The organism is Bacillus sp. MM09(2025), assembly GCF_050496725.1.
GTDB classification, from domain to species: domain Bacteria; phylum Bacillota; class Bacilli; order Bacillales; family Bacillaceae; genus Bacillus; species Bacillus pumilus.
This window is the reverse complement of record NZ_JBNWEN010000004.1, coordinates 1,616,340-1,635,062: the sequence shown is the minus strand read 5'-3', so window position 1 is coordinate 1,635,062 and position 18,723 is coordinate 1,616,340. Positions and strand designations below refer to the sequence as shown.

The window sequence follows — 18,723 nt, the reverse complement described above, 5'->3', positions numbered from 1 at the left end:
CTCTTTTTTCTATTTACTAGTATATACGATCTACGTTCAAGATAGGTTTCAAACAGATGATATTTTTTTAACGAAAGATCCATGTTGAAAATAGTTTATGGCGTAAATGAAGTGTTTCATGTGAAACATTGTCGAAAATTCCCGTCCACAGCTCTTGCTGATAAATAACGTATTGATGTGGTTTCATATGTTGATATAGAAAAGTTAAAGCATGAGATCAAAGGATAAACCCTTTCGTTTCCTTCTATTCAAGGATTTCTTTATACTTAAATTCAACGTATTACCGAAAGGATGTTGATGATGCCATCACTTCACATATTAGATCAAGTCGCTATTCCTAAAGGTCAGACAGCACAAGAGACATTGATTCACACAACGAAGCTGGCTCAGCTTGCAGAAGCTCTTGGGTATGAGCGTTATTGGTTTGCTGAACACCACAGCACAAGAGGGCTCGCTAGTACAGCACCTGAAATATTAATGGCACATATTGCCGCTCATACATCGACCTTACGTACCGGGTCTGGGGGCATTTTACTTCCGCAGTACAGCCCCTTTAAAGTAGCAGAGGTCACGCGGCAGCTTGAGGCTCTGTATCCTGGACGAATTGAAATCGGTGTCGGCAAATCTCCGGGCGGGATTGAAAGGACGAGACTGGCTTTGACAGACGGCGTGCATAATGATCTATCTCAGTTTGATCGCCAGCTGAAGGATCTTCTATTTTACTTATCAGACAGCCTGCCTTCTGGACACCCGCATGCTGGGGTCAAAGCTTCTCCGCATATTGATACTCATCCGCCGGTTTGGCTGCTTGGTTTAGGAGAAAATAGTGCCATGCAAGCAGCGGAGCTTGGGATCAACTATATTTTTGGTCACTTTATTCACCCTGCACGCGGCAAACAAGCATTTGAGACGTATCGGTCTCACTTTTCTCCATCTGTCTTTTCCACACAGCCGCACGCAATGTTTGCCGTGTTTGTCATTTGTGGTGAAACCGATGAAGAGGCCGAACGGATCGCCACCAGTACAGATTTATGGCTGCTGCGTGTTGAAAAAGGACTGGACAGCCGCGTACCTTCTATAGAAGAAGCCAGTACCTATCACTACACCTCGCAGGAAAAGAAAAAAGTGTTACTAAACCGCCAGCGGATGATCGTCGGCTCAAAGGCAACGGTGAAAGAGCAATTACTTAGCTTGATGGACCGCTATCAAACGGATGACATCATGATTCTCAACAATTCATTTGATCCGATAGAAAAACAGCGCTCCTTCAAACGAATCGCAGAACTATTTTGAAGCCAATTCCCTTGGCTTCTTTTTTTACATTGTCATAAAAAATGGGAAATGTAACATAGAGATGTCAAAATCCTTCCGCCTGTCATCTAATCGCAAATGTGTCTTCTAATCGTTAGCGAACTGTAAACGCATAAGGGGTGTACCTTTTATATAGTAGAAGTACATATAAAAGGACCGTTTACGACGCTAGAAGGAAGGAGATGACAGGTTATGAATAAGAGACTCGACTGGGTCGATGCGGCTAAAGGGATTGGTATTCTTCTCGTGGTCATGGCGCATGTACCCATTCCAGATCCGCTCAAGCAATTCATTTACTCTTTTCATATGCCGCTTTTCTTTTTACTGTCAGGTATGATGTTTCGATCATCCTCACGCCCTGCTCTGTCATTTATTCAGAAGAAAGCCAAAAGCTTACTCTTGCCCTATCTCTATTTCTCCATCATTACGTATGTTTTCTGGTTCACCGTTACTCGTTTTTTTGCCTTTAAGGGACAAACGGATATTGACCCTTTCGTTCCGTTTACAGGTATTTTTATATCCAATGCAGATGAAGCTAGACTCACACATAACCCAGCCATCTGGTTTTTAACGACGCTCTTTTTAGTGGAAATAATCTTTTTCTTTATGCACCGTCTGACAAAAGGGAAACCTGCTGTCTTGATCTTACTGACCGTTCTTTGCGGAGGTGCTGGATATGCCTCTACCTTGCTTTTAAACCAAAGTCTGCCGTGGAATGCCAATGTCGCCTTAACGGCTGTTGTGTTTTATTCCATCGGATTTTTGGCAAAGCAATGGTTTGTGGAATTAAAAACAGACCCAACCCTTCTTCTTTGTACAGGTCTGCTTGTACTGACGGCTTACATGCAAAGCTTTAATTCGCGGATCGATATGCGCGTGAATGACTATGGTGACCTTTTTCTTTTCTATGCATGTGCACTGCTCGGTTCAGCTGCCGTGATTTATTTAAGTTTCAAATTCAAAACGTCCCCTATTTTGACGTATCTCGGTCGAAATTCCATTGTTATTCTTGTCTTGCAGTTTGCCGGCATCGATATCATGAAAGCATTTGTTTATTATGGACTTGGTATCAATATTGCAGATACAGCGCAGCTCTCTTGGACTCTCTTTTACACGATTGGGACATTGCTACTTATGGTGCCATGTATCTCCTTCCTGAGCAAGCACCCGATGCTGCTCGGCAAACCAGCCAAAGCCGCACACCGCTACGAACAAAAAACATCCGCCGGCTGATCGGGCGGATGTTTTTTGGATTAATCATTGATTTGAGAAGGGTAAAGCGTCATTCCTCCATCTACAAATAAAGTGGTGCCTGTGATATACGAAGCTTCCTTAGATACGAGGAATGCAGCAGCGGACCCAATCTCCTTCGGTTCGCCAAATGCTCTCATCGGAATCTTTTCAAGCTGCTTTTGTTTTTTCTGTTCATCCTGCAAATCATCATTCGATTCGGTCGCCATTGTACCTGGTGCAATCGCATTGATCCGAATACCTGCTTCCGCATAATCAAGAGCCAGCGTTTTTGTCATCATGTTCATTCCGCCTTTGGAAGTGGAATAATGAACATTGAACGGGCGCGGTATTTCCTGATGGACACTGGATATATTTAAAATAGACCCTTTGATGTCATGCTCCATCATATAGGCGATTGCAGCCTTTGCCCCTAAAAAGGCGCCTGTGATATTCACATCAATAACTTTTTGCCATTGCTCGAGCGTCATCTCATGTGGCATCGCTTCTTCACCATTAAAGCCTGAATTATTGACGAACACATCGACTGTACCGAAATGCTCCAGTGCTGTATCCATGATCGCTTGAATTCCTTCCTCTTTGGAGACATCCGCGTGTACTTTCACCGCCTTACCTCCATTCTGCTGAATGGCTTGTACCGTTTCTTCAGCACCCTCTTCATCACCTTTATAGTTCACAACCACATTCATCTGCTCTTGTCCAAATCGTAATGCGATGGCTTGTCCGATTCCTTTTGAAGAACCTGTGACAATGGCTGTTTTTCCTTTTAAATCTTGATACATCTTTATTTCCTCCTATCACGTGCTTCATCTAGTTGATACACAATGGTTACCCATTTTGAAAAAAAGAAAAACACAACCCTCTGCAATCGTTGACTAAGAGGATTGTGCTGTTCATCAAGCTAAAAGGTGTTATAGACATTTTCACATGTTTCAGCGGTTGGCTGATAAAAGCAATGCGACTTATACCTTGCCACAAACGGCTGATTGTACCATGTCGGTGGACAATTACCAGGCGGCTTAAAATACCAAAGGCTGAATTTTGCCGGCCAAAATCGTTCCCCGTTAATATTCCTACGCGCAAGTGTTTTTTCCGTTTCTCGTGCTCGTTGATAAAAATAACCATGCGTGACTGCTTCAAATGCATGCTCCTGATAAATCATTTGTGGAATCGTACGCAGCCCTTTAAAGTCAGAGCAGTTGGCACGCAATCGGTTAATGCCTACATTCCCTACGAGCAGCATCCCTTGCTTCCCTTCACCTTCTGCCTCCGCTCTCAGCAGTCTGGCCATGAGATCAATATCAGAGCTTGTCGCTCTTACCACTGCCATACATCCACCTCCATTCGTTTCTCTTTTATTTTATGTAGGGTTTCTGTGTAGATGACTGCCATTTTGACGGGAAAAGACACATTCAATGTCGAGAGCCTGTCTAAATACCTCAATATTTTGCTGGACATGTGTCTCTCTGGAAACAACACACAAACCAAGTAATCATGCGCATAACAGGAAAAAATATTCATTACTATAGACTCATTTACAAGTCATAAAAATCCTTCTAATTGCTACACCATTATCAAAAACAGTCATTTGAACCTATTCAACAATCCGACTCAAAACCTTAAAATATAAAATGTTGAGTTTTTACAGGAGATATCAAATCATAATTTACAAGTTTCTCCTTTCAACTTAGTGTCATTTTTACTATTTGAAGCTGTGCAACCTAAGAAACGCACTGAAGTATTGACAGTACTTTCGCTTCATTCTACAGTAAAAAACATACAGTATTTTTCTTTTTGTGCAAAAAGAACGATATGAACTAAAGATTTCCAATGAAATTCACCATAAAACCCGAGGAGGAAAACATCTCATGTTTAAAAAGAAATTATCCCTGTTTCTTCTGATCTTGTGTGTCACTGTTGTCGCTGCTGCTTGTAGTGGTGGAAAAGAAAAGTCAGCTGCAAAGGAAAAAGATACAAAATCCCTTGATGCAGCAGAGGTAAAGGTAGAAAGTGCTGAGTACACATTACCACCTCAATACGATACATCTGTACAGGATGATCAGTATGTACTAAAAGTGAACGTATCTGTAAAAAATATCAGCAAAGAGCCTCTAAATGTTGATAAAAGCAACTTCACGCTTTACCAAGATGACTCACAGGTGTCTACGATCTCTCCAGATGACTACAACGAAGTATTATCTTCAAGCTCTCTAAATGCAGGAAAAGTATCAAAAGGCGGTCTTTTCTTTGTTGTTGACAAAGAAAAAGACTATCAGCTTGTGTACAATGAGCCAGGTAGTGGTTCTAAAAAAGATGACAAAACACTAGAATTCGATATTAAAGGTAAAGACTTAATGAAAAAAGCAGAAACACTTCAAGCATCTGCAAAAGCTCTTTCTTCTTATATTGATGTCATGATTTTTGGTAAGAATAACGACGAGTTCGAAAAACTAACAGGTGATAACAAATCAACTGTTGTAAACCAATTTGATAAATCATTCAAACAAGGCTACATCACGTCATCAGGTATTTCTTCTAGCTCAGCGAAGGACGAAAACCTTGATAAGCTTTTAAAAGCTGTAAAAGAAACATTAGCTGAAAAATCAAAAGTATCAACAAAAACAAAAGCCATCAGTGGTGATAAAGCCGTTGTGACTGTAACTCTTACACCAATTGATGCAAGCCCGCTTGTCGATCGTCTAAAAGAAAAAGCGACTGAGTTCTACAGCAAAAACCGTACTGCGTCTTATGATGAAGCACAAAAATATTTACTCTCGATCTACCCAGAAGAGTTCAAAAAATTAGGACCTTCATCTTCTGAAGAAACAGTAGAAGTCAACATGAAGAAAAATGACATCGACCAATGGAAACTTGATTTGAACGATTACAAAACAAGCTCATTAGTTGAAAAGTTCATCAAGAACTAATAAAAAACCCCCGATGCCGGGGGTTTTTTATTATCGTTTTTCGTTTGCTAATTACAGCCAAGAAAGTAAGATACGGTCTATTACGAGGGATTTTCTTTTGCTGCTTCATACTCTTTTATCACCTCAACCGGATCAACCGCATCCTCCTCTTGTGCGTATTCCTCTACATAAGGATCCATTAATTTCTCAAACTTTTGCTCATCGTCTACTAAAGCAATATACGTTTCATATCCTTCAAAATCAGATGGATATAAATGTGCAACGGAACTACCCGTTTCTAATGCCTCATCTATCGCTTTTCTTAATTCCAATAATCCTTTCCTGTTCCCCAAAATAAACGCTTCAAAATGGTGTGTTTGTTGAGCATATATATTACATAGCTCTAGCACATCATCGTCTTCTGTTTGATAAGACATACACGAATCACCTCTTTTAAAAAAAATTAGGATAATAATGTAAGTTCCGCCTTCCATTATGCCATTCCTTTCACCCGATCGTGAATCTCTTTTATATAAATCTCTGGATATAAAAAACTTGCAGATAAAATCTACAAGTTTTTACTTTCTTTATTTCGCAAGCATCCATTTTTCTTTCATAAACAAGCTTCTGACGATGACAAACAGGATAACGACTGCCAGTGCTGAGGAGCCGAGTGTCAGAGTGATTGACATTGGATCGATGATGCCAAACATCAATTGCTTACACAGCGCGTGAATATTAAGGAATGGGACCGCAAAGTAATACGTATCTAGCTGCGTAGCACCTGCTCTCATGGTAAAGAACATTGGGATAACACCTAATGTAATGATCATGGACATGTACGATTGTGCTTCTTTTACTGAGCTTGAAACGACACTGAGTAGCAGTTCAATCATCGATACCATGAATGAGAAGATGATAAGCGCCGCAAACATGACGGCGATAATGCTCCACATTTGATCACCAAAGTTCAGTGCTTGTTTTAGTTTTTCTGTAAAGAGCAGCGTGGATAAAAGCAGCATGCCGATCGCCACAATTCCACTTAAAATCCCGAACATGGAGACAGCCAGCCATTTTCCGATGAGAATTTGGAGTCTGCTGGCAGGTGTCAGGAACAACGCTTCAATGGATTTTCGGTCTTTTTCACCCGCTACAATATCAAGCGCAGCAGGCAAGGCACCTGAGATAACGGAAGTCACCAAAATCATTGGAAGAAGAATCGACAAAAGCATAGAGGTCATGCCATTTTCTCCTTCTTCGCCCTCTTCTACATCAACGGCCTGCACCTGAAATGGGTGAACAACAGACGTATTGATTTGATCAGCGGCTAAACGCTTTTCTACGACTTGGTTTTGATACTGCTCCAGTAAGGATTGCAGCATTTGAACCGTGATGACCGAATCATCATCTGTTGTATACCCATGAATTTTAATTGCAAATGATTGTTGATGCTGAAGCATGTCGTCTGCCTCTTTCGGCATTTCCAGGTAAGCATTCGCCTTTCCATCTTTGACAGCTTGCTGCGGGTCATCAAATGTTTCAAGTGTGAGGTTTTTGACCTCTTTGACCATTTGATTCATTTCAGTTGGAAGCTTTTCATTCACTGCGACCGTATAGGTTTCATCTCCTGGATCTGCAATCATGCTTTCATAAAAGAACACCAATCCAAGCATCGTCAAAAGAGGAATCAGCACTGTTAAGAGCAGCGTTTTCCGGTCTCTTAGCGCATCTGTCATTTCTTTTTTAAATACGGTTTTCCACATTATGAAATCCCCCTAGCGAGCTTCGACATAAAGATATAGTTCAAGTCATCACTTTGTTCCTGTGTATATAATTCTGGAAGTGTCCCTTTATACACAAGCTCTCCTTGATGAATCATCATGACACTGTCACAAAGCTGGCTGACTTCTTCCATGATGTGGCTTGAAAAAAGGATGGTTTTATTTTGCTGCTTGAGCTGATGAATAAAGTCTCTGAAAATATTACTTGATGTGATATCCAAGCCTGTTGTCGGCTCATCAAATAAAATAATGTCAGGATCATGAATCAAGGTTCTGGCAATCGCCACCTTTTGTTTCATTCCTCTTGAGAATCCTTTCACCTTGCGATCCATGTATTGTCTCATCCCAAAACGCTTTGCCAAATCCTCTATTCTTGCTTTGATTTCATGCTGATCTAAGCCATACAATTTGCCAAAGTATTCAAGGTTTTCTCGTGCCGTCAAACGATCATAAAGTCCCGTCTCACCGCCAAACAAGACACCAATTCGCTTTTTCACTTCTGTTGATTCTTTCACCGTATCAAAGCCTGCGACAGTGACTGTTCCGTGCGTAGGTTCTAATAATGTGGCTACGGCGCGTAATAATGTGGTTTTCCCTGCACCATTTTCTCCTAGGATGCCAACAACTTCCCCTTCCTTCACGGAGAACGTCATATGCTTCATCGCTTTTACGACCTTTTTCTTATCTTTAAACCAGCAGCTGCAATCGCTGAGAGTAATCATGTGGTTCGCCCCTTTCAACTTTCTAAGTCTATGATAGAAAAAATGACGCTTCCTTGACATAAAAATGTCGCGAAACGTCCTTTTTCTGTCTTGAAATGATCTATTTTAAAAAAACAAATGGTAAAATAGACAAATAATAAGAAGAGTCATAGGTGATTTTTATGATAAAAGTAGGTCTCGTTGATGATTACCGAGTAGATTTAGAAAAGCTGCATGCCATTGTAGGCAGAATGGAGGCTGTGGAGATTGTCTTTGTCACACAGTCAGCAGAGGATGCATACGAGAAGGTCAAAAAAGGAGATATTGATCTGTTGTTCGCAGACATTGAAATGCCCGGAATGTCCGGTTATGAATTAGCGGATCTCATTCACTCTCATGCACTGAATGTCGATGTTGTATTTGTGACAGGAAACAGCGGATATGCGGTCCATGCGTTTGATTTAAATGTTCACGATTATATTATGAAGCCCTACCAAGCCGATCGAATTGCCAAATCCTTAGAGCGCTACTTGTCCACCAAGCAGGAGAAAAGCATTCATGGACGGCTTCTCATTAAGCAGCAGTCAGATATTCACGTGCTGCAAAAGAAGGATGTCATTTTTGTTGAGCGAACAGGCAGGTCAACCACCATTGTCACAACAACAGGAGAAATCCAGACATATCAGACACTAAACGAGTTAAAGGGCGATCTAGCTGAAAAAGATTTTATCCGCTCTCACCGATCGTTTATCATCAATATTCATTACATTAAGAACTTCTCGGCGTATGCCAAAAATTCATTTATCGTGTCTTTTGAAGGTACAGATAAAAAAGCCATGATGACCAAGCAGCAATTAGAATACTTTAAGAAATACTATTTTTAAGGAGAACGAACGTGAACGCTTTCTATCTTGGATTCCGCATGTATGCTCTCATATGGCTAGGTCTTGCGTTTCATGCAACAGCTGAAGCTTTTCTGCCGCTATCATCAGGAGTGCTGTGGCTCCTCACTTTTTGTGTGATTTGTCTTTATACATTTTTCATATACAAAAGGTTTTTGCCTCATGTGAGTGGTTATGTGATGTTGGGTGCTTTTGTGCTCTTTACCTGTGCAGGTCTTTCCCTTTTTCTGACGCAAGGAAATGGATGGAGCCCTCTTTTGGCTTTTGTGATCATCATCACAACAGATATCCTTGCATTGAAGATGATGCAGACGGAGAGACGATTAAACGGTCGGCTTCAAGAACTGATCAACGCAGAATCAAGAACCAATGAATTGCTGCTTGAGCTGCGCAGTAAACATCATGAAACAGCTAGACATTTAAATGCCTTTTCCGCGTCGAACGACGAGCATGAGATCAAGGATTTGATTCAGCAATACGAGAAACATTTCCCTTGGATTAAAGGAGAAAATGCTTATTTGGCCTCAACCCTGCATTCCTTTTTCCAACGGGCTGAAAAAGAGGACATTGCCCTTTCTCTAGACCTTCAAGCACCTTTTTCATCGCTTCCCTTTTCTAAGGCGGATCAGGTTAGTTTCACTGGAAACTTGCTTGATAATGCCCTAGACGCCGCGATTGAAGCGAAGCAAGCCCGGAAAGAGGGCAGCATCTCGATTGCGACCTCTATTCGGAGCGGGCTCTTTTTAATCCATTGTGAAAACAGCACAAAAGGAATGGAAAAACACGTGTTAGACCATTTGTTCAAAAACTTTGGCCGCTCGACAAAAGGCGGCGATCATCAAGGAATGGGGACGTATATCATTCATCAGCTTGTTGAAAAGGCAGACGGTACTCTTGATTTTACTTACCGTTCTCCACATTTGCGGCTCGTCATCAAAATTCCCCTCACGATGTCATAAAAAAAAGGTGCAGCTAAGCACCTTTTTTGATTAAGAGAAAATGTGGTCAATTTGATTGATTTCCTCTTTTGTTAATTGAACTTCGTTTGTTTTTAGGTTTTGCTGAACTTGCTCAGCTCGTTTTGCACCTGGAATAATGGCGTCGATGCCGTCCTGTGCTAAAAGCCAAGCGAGTGCGACGTGTGCCGTTTCGGCGTTCTTTGATTGTGCAATTGCCTTTAGCTTGTCTACTTTTTCGAGGTTTTGAAGGAACGCCTCGCCTTGGAAAAGCGGATCTTTTGCTCGAATATCATCAAATGTCGCATCCTTCGTAAATTTACCAGTCAACAAACCTGACGCCAACGGGAAATAAGGAATAAAGGAAATACGATGCTCGACGCAGTATGGGAGAAGATCCTGCTCTGCCTCACGTTTCAGCAAAGAATACTCCGACTGAAGCACATCTAAGTAGCCATCTCGATTAAAGGCTTGAAGCTGTTCAAAATCAAGGTTAGATGCACCAATGGCCCTGATTTTCCCTTCATCCTTCAATTCCTTTAATGTGCCTGCTACTTCTTCCAGCGGCGTCCGGCCGTCCGGAAAATGCATATAGTATAAATCAATATAATCTGTTTGCAGTCGTTTCAGGCTATGTTCGACCTGCTCTCTTAAAAAGTCCCGGCTGTTATCCAGCTCAATTTGTCCGTTTACTTCTTTATGAGCCCCCTTTGTCGCAAGAACAAGGTTTTCTCTACCGCCTCTTTTGGCAATAATCTCACCGATCAATTCCTCTGAACGGCCCAGCCCATAAATAAAAGCAGAATCTAAGAAATTGACACCTTGATCAAGAGCTGTCTCCACAAGCTCTCGTCCGGCATCTTCACTCAGGTTCGGGAACAAATTATGTCCACCTACCGCATTCGTACCAAGCCCTATCGGATTCACCTGTAAATTAGTTCGTCCAAGCGTTACCTTTTTCAAAAGCTCATCTCCCTTATCTGCTTAATCATCCTTATTTTCCCATGAATCCTTTACAACATTCAAGTATCCTGCTCTCTGAAGCAGCAACACCCTCATTTCAAGATTTTTACCTAAAAAACATTTAAAACTGATAATAAATCTATAAATTAATTCTTATTGACCAGTATATTAGACTTACAAATTTCCTTTTATTAATGATTTTTATGTAAATTTCTTTCAAAGATAGGGATTAAAACCTATTCCTCATCATGATTGAATTTCGATAGAATGAAAAGTGCAAATCGTCATAAGGAGATTTTCCCCTGTAACACCCGAATATACCATCCTATCTGTTTCTTTTTTCATAGTCAGATAGCGGGAATGAAATGACGAAAGAAAAGCAAAGGAGCATCAACTGTGAATCTTAAAAAAATAAGTGCACCCCTCATGATTTCGTTCGTGATGATCATCTCTGCAGCTTGCCAGAGCTCAGCAAAATCAAGTAACGCTGATCAAAAATCAACAAAAACAGCAGAGGTAAAAGTCGATAGCTACGAATATACGTTACCAGAAGACTCAACAACTACGCTAAGAGACAATGAATTGGTGCTAAAAGTCAACCTGACGATTACAAACAAAGGTGACAAAGCTCTATCATTATATAGCTCTGACTTCTCCCTTTATCAGGACGATGCCAAAGTATCTGATTTAAAATTTTACGGCAGTAAAGACCGTCTTGACCTCGGTTCATTGAACAAAGGAAAATCTCAAACAGGTGCTCTTTATTTCCTAGTAGACAAAGGGAAAAAATATCAGTTCGTGTACCAAGACAGCATCAAGAAAAACAGTGATTCGATTGAAATCAACCTAGATGGAAACAAAATATTGGATACAGCGAAAAAGCTGGATAACCCTGCAAAAGCGCTATCCGCTTATACGGATATCATTGTATTTGACAAAAAGAACGATCAATTTGCAGATTTAACAGGTGACAACCAATCCGATGTCGTGAATAAATACCACGACATGTTCGTAAAAGACTTCAAAAGAACCGCCGGCATGTACGGCAATGAAGTAAGTGACCGTGATATACTGTCGATGTACAAACGGATTCAAAACACCATGAAGGATAAAACCAAAGTAGAAACAAGTGTAAAAACCATCTCTAATGACGAGGCGAAGGTTGTCGCTCAAGTAACAGGTATTGATGCCTCTAACTTAAAAGACAAGCTAGACAAGCAAAGAGATGAGTTTTACAACGGCAAGATCCGCTCTAAAGAAGAATTGTATAAGAAAAGCTTAAACTTGTACGCATCTGAATTCGAGAAGCTTCCCCCAGTCTCCAGCCCGGCTGAATACGAAGTGAAAATGAAACGTAATGGGGATGGTCAGTGGAAAATTGACCTTAACGATTATAATACATCACAGTACATGAGCGGTTTTATTAAAACAAGATAATCTTGAACTAAAAAAAGACGCTGGCCCAATGAAGGTGCCGCGTCTTTTCTTATGCTATACCGTCGCCTCTTGCTCTTCTTTCACCGCTTTTTCAATATCTTTAAAACGGCTCGATACAGTAGACGCACTAATGCCATACTTTTTCGCTATTTGCGCTTGAGAAAGCGGGGCATCACTTGCAAGTGAATGAATGTAATATTCGATTCCCGCAGCAAATGATGCTGCTTTACGGATCACAGGTGATTTCTGATCACAATAGGCCTTCCACACGGTTAAAGCGCCATCAGTCAGGCTTTGGTCCCCGTGTTCCTTCATTCCGTCTTCAATCAGCTTAGCTGTTTCCAGTTGAACGTCACTTGCCCAGTCCATGCGATCTGCTGTTAGACCTGTATCGCCTTCTGTTTGAGCAGATGTTTCTAATTCTTCTACTTCTTGCTTCGCAAACATGCACTTCAACACATCAGGGAATGATTCTCTCATAAATGTGCTGCGTGTTCCTCCATTTGCCTCATATGCTTCAACAAGCTGACGAACTTGAAGAAGAAGCGTATCTGTAAACTCTTTCGCAAACATCGTATATTGAATGAAAAACTCTGCTTTTTCTTCAAATTGAACAGGGAATCCAAGTACGAGACTTCCCTTTTCAGGCAGCACTGTTTGATCCGGTTTTACATCTACTTCAACCTTTTCGGCTGTCACCATATTCTCAAAGTAAAGAGACTCGTCCGTTTTTTCATTTAATAAAAGCAAAGATGGCTCCATACCTGTCCATGATTGAACCACTTGTTTTGTTTTCGGACGGGTAATATCTTCCGCTTTCTTTGTCAGGAATTCTTGGAAGATGGTTTCTTTCTGATCCGTTAATGGACGGAAAAAGATGCCCCATACACTCAAATGAAAGACCGAGATCTGTTGCGTTTCTTTATCCATATCTGCAAGAAAAGAAAACTCATTAATGAATTGATTGATGGCTTTCTGATGTTTAGAGAATGCGTAATTCATTAAATCCTTTTGAACTTGTACAGCTTCCTTAAACACAAGCTCAGACGTTTGTTCTCCGCCTGACTTTTGACCACAGCAATGTTTATATTTTTTTCCGCTTCCGCAAGGGCAGAGCGCATTTCGTTTAATTTTTCCCAAAATAAAACCTCCGACATTCTAGTCTAACCTCACTATTTTAACAAACGATTGCACAGGAGAGTTTTATTTTCAAGAAAAAAGAAAAATCAGAATGATCAGTTAAATAATAAAGATACTTGAAGATCTCGATAGATCATAGGAATAGCAGTCTTTTTCTGTTTATTTTCTCCAATCATTCCAATAGATTTTCTTCAGCTCATTCCCTCAAATAACTGCTTTGCTTCAAAATAAAAGATTTGAACAAACTTCTTCGTATTGACTCTGCCAGTTGATCCTGCGGATGAAGAGGTTTTCTGCATTTCTTTCATTCTTTGGCTGACATCGGTAAAGTCAAAAAACTTCGACGCATAGTGCTCAAACTTAGGATTCGAGAAATCTGTTAATCCTAGTGAAGCAAAATGATTCAAGGAATGATGAATAGCGCGTCTAATCCGCTGCTCTGCCGCTTTCACTTCCCTCATCACTTCGACATCGGTTGCCCCATGATCCAGCTTCCTCTCCGCAGTTTTGATAAAGAGCTGTTTTAGCGGCGGGAAATTGACCTCATGAGAATTGGCTGACTGTGTTTCATGTAAATAGATCAGGATCTCTAGTAAATCCTTAGATCCGCTCTCTCCAACAATTCCTAGTTCGGATAAGAGAAATTCCCCCGCCTCTTTCATCGTCCTTTTCTTCAACCCAGCACCCGTCGTATTATGAGAAATCACTGGCTCTAACGGCAGCACATGGCGAAGGGAAGCTTGAATATCGTAAATCGATTTCTCAAGCTTAATCCGCTCCATGACTTTTCGAATCACACTGACAATTTCAATTCGATTGACAGGTTTATGGATATAATATTCGATCCCTAATTCATAGGCCTCTGCCATCATTTCTTTCGCCTCTACTTGAGAAATCATCATGATTTTGCCTTTGAATTCAGGGTGAATATGACGTATGGTTTGAATGCCATCTCTAACAGGCATTAAAAGGTCAATCAGAAGGATGTCTATTTTTTTTAGGTTCAATGAATGGGCTTCTAATCCAACTCCATCATCGGCTTCATCCACGACCTCTCCCAAATCTTCATCCTCAATGATTTGTCCTAAAATCGAGCGTATTGCACGATCATCATCTGCAATGAAAAACCGCATACACTCACCCTCTCTGTATTAAATTTTGTATAGGAAGGATTAGCTGAAAAGCTGTTCCCTTTGTTTCTATTTGTTCGATTTTAATTGTACCGCCAAGCTCTTTAACCAGCTCTTTCACATAGGATAAGCCAATCCCAGTTGATGGTGTTCCATATGCATCAAATTTGGAAGTATAGCCTGGATCAAATACGATGTCTCTCATTTTTTCTGGAATTCCCGGGCCATCATCTTCAATCCGAATCTCTATTTTATCATGACTTCCTTTCAATACGAGTGAGATCATTCCGTCATCCTTTATGGCTTCAACCGCATTTGCCATTAAATTATTAATGAGCGATAAGAAAATGAACACATGGTAATCATGCAAATGAATGCCTTTTATATCAGATGTAAAGGAGATGTTTTTCCCTAGAGAGAGCGCATACTTTTCTTGAATGCGGAGGACAATTTGAACGAGCTCTTCCGCATTCATATAGTCTTGCATATTTTCCTTAGAAATCAGCTTCGAAAGCCCAGCATAAATACGCTGATTGTCCTTTTTCACTTCATGGATTTCTCCTGCGAGCTTCAACAGTTCCTGACTCACTTCCTTGCCTGCTTCATGTTCATGCATTAGACGATAAAGCCTGTATGATTCTTGCGTAATATGCTCTGTATGTTTTAACGTTTTCTTTAAATGAACCGTTTCTTCATATAAATTAGAAATGACCAGCATCATATGTTCATTTTGTTTCATGATCTGCTTCTCTCTAGATTGTGCCTCATACAGCTTCATCATATTAAAAAAGCTGATCACCACAAAACTGTGAGCAAACGCAATGAGAAACATATCACTTAGCTTTGATAGCGTCATCGTCGTATCAAATACTAAATATTGCACAAACAACTCAACAAAATCAGCCACTAATTCAATCATCAGACCAATGATCCCAATAAAAATAGAGCGCTGTTTAAAACGTCCCGTACGGACGGCAAAGAACAGGAATGCATATGTAAAATAGAAAAAGAAACTTGGGAATTGCTGATAAAATGATGCGGCGAAACCAGCATGATGCTGAATTAGATCTAAGCCTACTCGAAAAAGCACAATGGCTGTGCCTGTTAAAAACCCGGGCAAGAACGGTCTAGATTTCCTTAAGAGTAATAAACAAAAGAAAAACGCAGGTGCGCCAAAGCTGATCCGGAACGTCTCATTCACAGGATAAAACTTCAGTTCTCCTGCAAGCGGCACAATTACCACCATAAAAATTAATATGAATGCGTCTTTTTTAACAAGCTGGTTTAAACTCAAATGACTAACATCCCTTCCCCTTTTTGCATAGCCACAGTATACAAGGAGACTCTTTTCTTCACAATGTACAAAAAAATAATTTTCACAGCTCCTTATTTCCCCAAAATCCTTTTTTATGACTATTCACCGAGATGGCATGGTGACCTTTCAGCTATTCAGCATTTTGGTGATTGTCTACAATAATGGGAATTGTTTAGACAATGATCGACAAACCGATTTTTATTTGTAAGTTTTTCTGTAGATTTTCGTCAGATTGTGTAGTTTCCAAGATAAATTGAATGAACAATTTTAGTGAAACTATATGTAAGCGTTTTCTGAATTTTCACTAAAAACCCTTTTTGTTTTTTCGCCGCCAAAGCCTTCATTTGAACATATATTTAGGTGTAAAGGAGTGGTACAAGCAGCGCATGACAAGTTCTTTGAAGATGTGTAACATGTTTTCGTGCCTATTTGATCGCATTTTTTGTCATCCGCCAATTCAATAGGGTACTTTTTGATTTTTGATTGGAGGAATCGTATGAAAACAGCAATTTCTAATAATACACAACACGCATGCCAGTCTTCTGTTGATCAATGGGCAGAAGAAATTCGTCCGTATTACAAAAATGGACAAAACGCTGGCTACATTCCAGCACTCGGAAAAGTGAATTCCTCTCAACTTGGTATCAGCGTGATAGGCCCAGATGGATCATCTGTACGATATGGTGATTGGGACGTTCCCTTTACCCTGCAAAGTATCTCAAAAGTCATCAGCTTTATAGCTGCCTGTTTAGGAAGAGGCGTTCCTTACGTCTTGGACCGGGTAGATGTAGAGCCAACTGGTGATGCATTTAATTCCATCTACCGTCTTGAGATGCATAAACCAGGGAAGCCCTTTAATCCAATGATTAATGCTGGAGCTATTACCGTATCCTCCATCCTTCCCGGAAAGACTTCTACAGAAAAGCTAGCATATATTTTCGATTTAATCGAAAACTTAATAGGAAAGCGTCCATCTGTTAATGAAGAGGTTTATCAATCAGAATGGGCAACTGCGCACCGTAACCGTGCTCTTGCTTATTACTTAAAAGAAACCAATTATTTAGAATCAGATGTCGAAGAGACATTAGAAGTGTACCTAAAGCAATGTTCAATAGAGGTCACAACTGAGGACATCGCCTTGATTGGACTCATTATTTCAAGTGATGGCTATCATCCCTTTAAACAAGTCCAAGTCATCCCAAAAGATATCGCAAGACTAACAAAGGCATTGATGCTGACATGCGGCATGTATAATGCATCTGGTAATTTTGCTGCTTTCGTAGGCGTACCAGCCAAAAGTGGTGTGTCTGGAGGAATTATGGCTTGCGTTCCGCCAAGCGCAAGAAGAGAATTCCCGTTTCAGACAGGCTGTGGAATCGGTATTTATGGTCCCGCCATTGATGATTGTGGTAATAGCATTACCGGTGTCATGATGCTGAAAAAGCTCGCCAAAGAGTGGGATCTCAGTATTTTTTAAAGAAATAGGATGAATTAGAAGAGGTGATGTTATGAATGGTTTATTAACAACAACAAATGGTTTTCTATGGTCATATATTATTGTTGCACTATTAATTATTGTCGGCCTTTATTTCACATTCAGGTCTCGTTTCCTTCAAGTGCGTATGCTGAAGGAAATGGTGATCGTTCTGAAAGAAGGAACAAATAAACAAAAATCTGGCGTATCACCATTCCAGGCCTTCGCTATTAGTATGGCGGCTCGGGTTGGAACTGGGAACATTACTGGGATTGCGATCGCAATTGCCATGGGTGGTCCTGGCGCTATTTTTTGGATGTGGATCCTAGCCATTATTGGTTCTGCGTCAAGCTTCGTTGAAAGTACGCTTGCCCAAGTGTATAAAGTAAAAGATCCATCAGGCTTTCGCGGTGGTCCCGCCTACTATATTGAAAAAGGCTTAAAGAAACGCTGGATGGGGATTTTGTTTGCTGTATTAATCACCATTTCTTTCGGTATTGTCTTTAACGCTGTACAGTCGAACACCATTACCATTGCTTTTGAAAATTCATTTGGCACAAATCGTTTGATCGTAGGCGTCATTATGGCTATTGGATTTAGTATCATCATTTTCGGCGGGGTCAAGACGATTGCCAAGATGGCTGAATACATTGTGGTCTTCTTAGCTGTCGCTTATATTGGTATTGCTCTTTTTGTCATGATTACAAACATTACTGAACTGCCTGGTGTGATCCAGACGATTATTTCACATGCATTCGGTATTGAGCAGTTTGCAGGTGGTACCATGGGTGCCGTCATTATGGAAGGGATCAAACGGGGTCTATTCTCAAACGAAGCTGGGATGGGTAGCGCACCAAACGCTGCTGCAGCTGCCGTGACGAGCCACCCTGTAAAGCAAGGATTGATCCAAGCATTTGGTGTCTTAATTGATACACTGATTATTTGTACAAGTACTGCCTTTATCGTTCTTTTCTCAAGTGCATATAAAACGACAAAATTAACAGGTATTGAGCTTACTCAAGCATCTTTGAGTGAACACATCGGTCCTTGGGCTTCTGGTGTTCTTGCCATTATGGTTTTCTTATTTGCATTTAGTACGCTGATCGGGAATTATTACTATGGTGAAACGAACATTGAGTTCCTTAAATCAAGCAAAGCCTGGTTGATTGGATACCGTATTGCGGTCATTGCCATGGTTTTATTCGGTGCTGTAGCAAGTGTTCCTTTTGTTTGGAATCTTGCCGATCTGTTTATGGGCTTAATGGTCATCGTCAACCTCATTGCCATTACCATGCTGTCCAAAGTCGCCTTTGCAGCATTAAAGGATTATTCACGGCAGAAAAAAGAGGGGAAAGATCCAGTCTTTTATAAAAATGCCGTTCCAAACAATGAGAACATTGAATGCTGGGACGATGAACCTGCTTCGTTGAAAAAGAATCATATTGGGTAAATCACA

The 18,723-nt window shown here is 40.6% G+C and carries 17 protein-coding genes; 8 read left to right on the top strand and 9 right to left on the bottom strand.

Translation table 11 applies throughout. The features are described from left to right. The first annotated feature begins 300 nt into the window (after nt 1–300). A complete protein-coding gene (locus ACQYAC_RS14775) occupies nt 301–1,293 on the top strand; it encodes an LLM class flavin-dependent oxidoreductase (protein ID WP_429943550.1) in 993 nt (330 codons plus the stop codon). A gap of 210 nt (nt 1,294–1,503) precedes the next feature. Further along, nucleotides 1,504–2,544 carry an acyltransferase family protein gene (locus ACQYAC_RS14770; protein WP_429943549.1) on the top strand — a complete coding sequence of 347 codons (1,041 nt, stop codon included), beginning with the start codon at nt 1,504–1,506 and terminating at the stop codon, nt 2,542–2,544. Between the two features lie 20 nt (nt 2,545–2,564). On the opposite strand, the gene ACQYAC_RS14765 is transcribed toward ACQYAC_RS14770, so the two are convergent. Both ACQYAC_RS14765 and ACQYAC_RS14760 read right to left on the bottom strand, forming a co-directional pair. Beyond that, complete coding sequence (locus ACQYAC_RS14765; protein ID WP_169057447.1) at nt 2,565–3,344, bottom strand: glucose 1-dehydrogenase; 780 nt, start codon at nt 3,342–3,344, stop codon at nt 2,565–2,567. 119 nt (nt 3,345–3,463) lie between these two features. Further along, the gene (locus ACQYAC_RS14760) at nt 3,464–3,892 is read right to left on the bottom strand and encodes a cell wall hydrolase (protein ID WP_003217242.1); all 429 of its coding nucleotides are present in this window, start codon (nt 3,890–3,892) and stop codon (nt 3,464–3,466) included. Between the two features lie 538 nt (nt 3,893–4,430). Here ACQYAC_RS14760 and ACQYAC_RS14755 point away from each other — a divergent pair. Continuing rightward, the gene (locus ACQYAC_RS14755) at nt 4,431–5,489 is read left to right on the top strand and encodes a DUF4352 domain-containing protein (protein ID WP_058015230.1); all 1,059 of its coding nucleotides are present in this window, start codon (nt 4,431–4,433) and stop codon (nt 5,487–5,489) included. Between the two features lie 80 nt (nt 5,490–5,569). On the opposite strand, the gene ACQYAC_RS14750 is transcribed toward ACQYAC_RS14755, so the two are convergent. The 3 genes from ACQYAC_RS14750 to ACQYAC_RS14740 form a co-directional block, all read right to left on the bottom strand. Continuing rightward, nucleotides 5,570–5,905, bottom strand: a complete 336-nt coding sequence (locus ACQYAC_RS14750) for a hypothetical protein (protein WP_144463146.1) — start codon at nt 5,903–5,905, stop codon at nt 5,570–5,572. Nucleotides 5,906–6,055: 150 nt separating this feature from the next. Continuing rightward, entirely contained in the window at nt 6,056–7,231 is a 1,176-nt protein-coding gene (locus ACQYAC_RS14745; protein ID WP_058015228.1) for an ABC transporter permease, read from the bottom strand. Further along, nucleotides 7,231–7,971 (bottom strand): ATP-binding cassette domain-containing protein, encoded by a 741-nt coding sequence (locus ACQYAC_RS14740; RefSeq protein ID WP_044139233.1) that lies wholly within the window; start codon nt 7,969–7,971, stop codon nt 7,231–7,233. Before ACQYAC_RS14740 ends, ACQYAC_RS14745 begins: the two co-directional genes overlap by 1 nt. A gap of 161 nt (nt 7,972–8,132) precedes the next feature. On the opposite strand from ACQYAC_RS14740, the gene ACQYAC_RS14735 reads away from it, so the two are divergent. After that, nucleotides 8,133–8,834: a LytR/AlgR family response regulator transcription factor gene (locus tag ACQYAC_RS14735; RefSeq protein WP_058015227.1), complete on the top strand. Its 702-nt coding sequence runs from the start codon at nt 8,133–8,135 to the stop codon at nt 8,832–8,834. An 11-nt stretch (nt 8,835–8,845) separates the two neighbouring features. Next, the gene (locus ACQYAC_RS14730; protein WP_429943548.1) at nt 8,846–9,811 is read left to right on the top strand and encodes a sensor histidine kinase; all 966 of its coding nucleotides are present in this window, start codon (nt 8,846–8,848) and stop codon (nt 9,809–9,811) included. A gap of 30 nt (nt 9,812–9,841) precedes the next feature. Here the strand turns inward: ACQYAC_RS14730 and ACQYAC_RS14725 are convergent, their stop codons facing one another. Continuing rightward, nucleotides 9,842–10,771 carry an aldo/keto reductase gene (locus ACQYAC_RS14725; RefSeq protein ID WP_044139230.1) on the bottom strand — a complete coding sequence of 310 codons (930 nt, stop codon included), beginning with the start codon at nt 10,769–10,771 and terminating at the stop codon, nt 9,842–9,844. Between the two features lie 396 nt (nt 10,772–11,167). On the opposite strand from ACQYAC_RS14725, the gene ACQYAC_RS14720 reads away from it, so the two are divergent. Continuing rightward, nucleotides 11,168–12,208 carry a DUF4352 domain-containing protein gene (locus ACQYAC_RS14720; protein ID WP_429943547.1) on the top strand — a complete coding sequence of 347 codons (1,041 nt, stop codon included), beginning with the start codon at nt 11,168–11,170 and terminating at the stop codon, nt 12,206–12,208. Nucleotides 12,209–12,262: 54 nt separating this feature from the next. On the opposite strand, the gene ACQYAC_RS14715 is transcribed toward ACQYAC_RS14720, so the two are convergent. The 3 genes from ACQYAC_RS14715 to ACQYAC_RS14705 all read right to left on the bottom strand — a co-directional run bounded on the left by ACQYAC_RS14715 (nt 12,263) and on the right by ACQYAC_RS14705 (nt 15,772). After that, a complete protein-coding gene (locus tag ACQYAC_RS14715; RefSeq protein WP_323641574.1) occupies nt 12,263–13,348 on the bottom strand; it encodes an SEC-C metal-binding domain-containing protein in 1,086 nt (361 codons plus the stop codon). A gap of 191 nt (nt 13,349–13,539) precedes the next feature. Beyond that, nucleotides 13,540–14,481: a response regulator gene (locus ACQYAC_RS14710; RefSeq protein ID WP_058015223.1), complete on the bottom strand. Its 942-nt coding sequence runs from the start codon at nt 14,479–14,481 to the stop codon at nt 13,540–13,542. Between the two features lie 4 nt (nt 14,482–14,485). After that, complete coding sequence (locus ACQYAC_RS14705) at nt 14,486–15,772, bottom strand: ATP-binding protein (RefSeq protein WP_429943546.1); 1,287 nt, start codon at nt 15,770–15,772, stop codon at nt 14,486–14,488. A gap of 517 nt (nt 15,773–16,289) precedes the next feature. Between ACQYAC_RS14705 and ACQYAC_RS14700 the strand changes: the two genes are divergently transcribed. Together ACQYAC_RS14700 and ACQYAC_RS14695 are read left to right on the top strand one after the other, a co-directional pair. Then, nucleotides 16,290–17,270: a glutaminase gene (locus ACQYAC_RS14700; protein WP_012008818.1), complete on the top strand. Its 981-nt coding sequence runs from the start codon at nt 16,290–16,292 to the stop codon at nt 17,268–17,270. 31 nt (nt 17,271–17,301) lie between these two features. After that, the gene (locus ACQYAC_RS14695; protein ID WP_058015221.1) at nt 17,302–18,717 is read left to right on the top strand and encodes an alanine/glycine:cation symporter family protein; all 1,416 of its coding nucleotides are present in this window, start codon (nt 17,302–17,304) and stop codon (nt 18,715–18,717) included. Nucleotides 18,718–18,723: the final 6 nt, after the last annotated feature.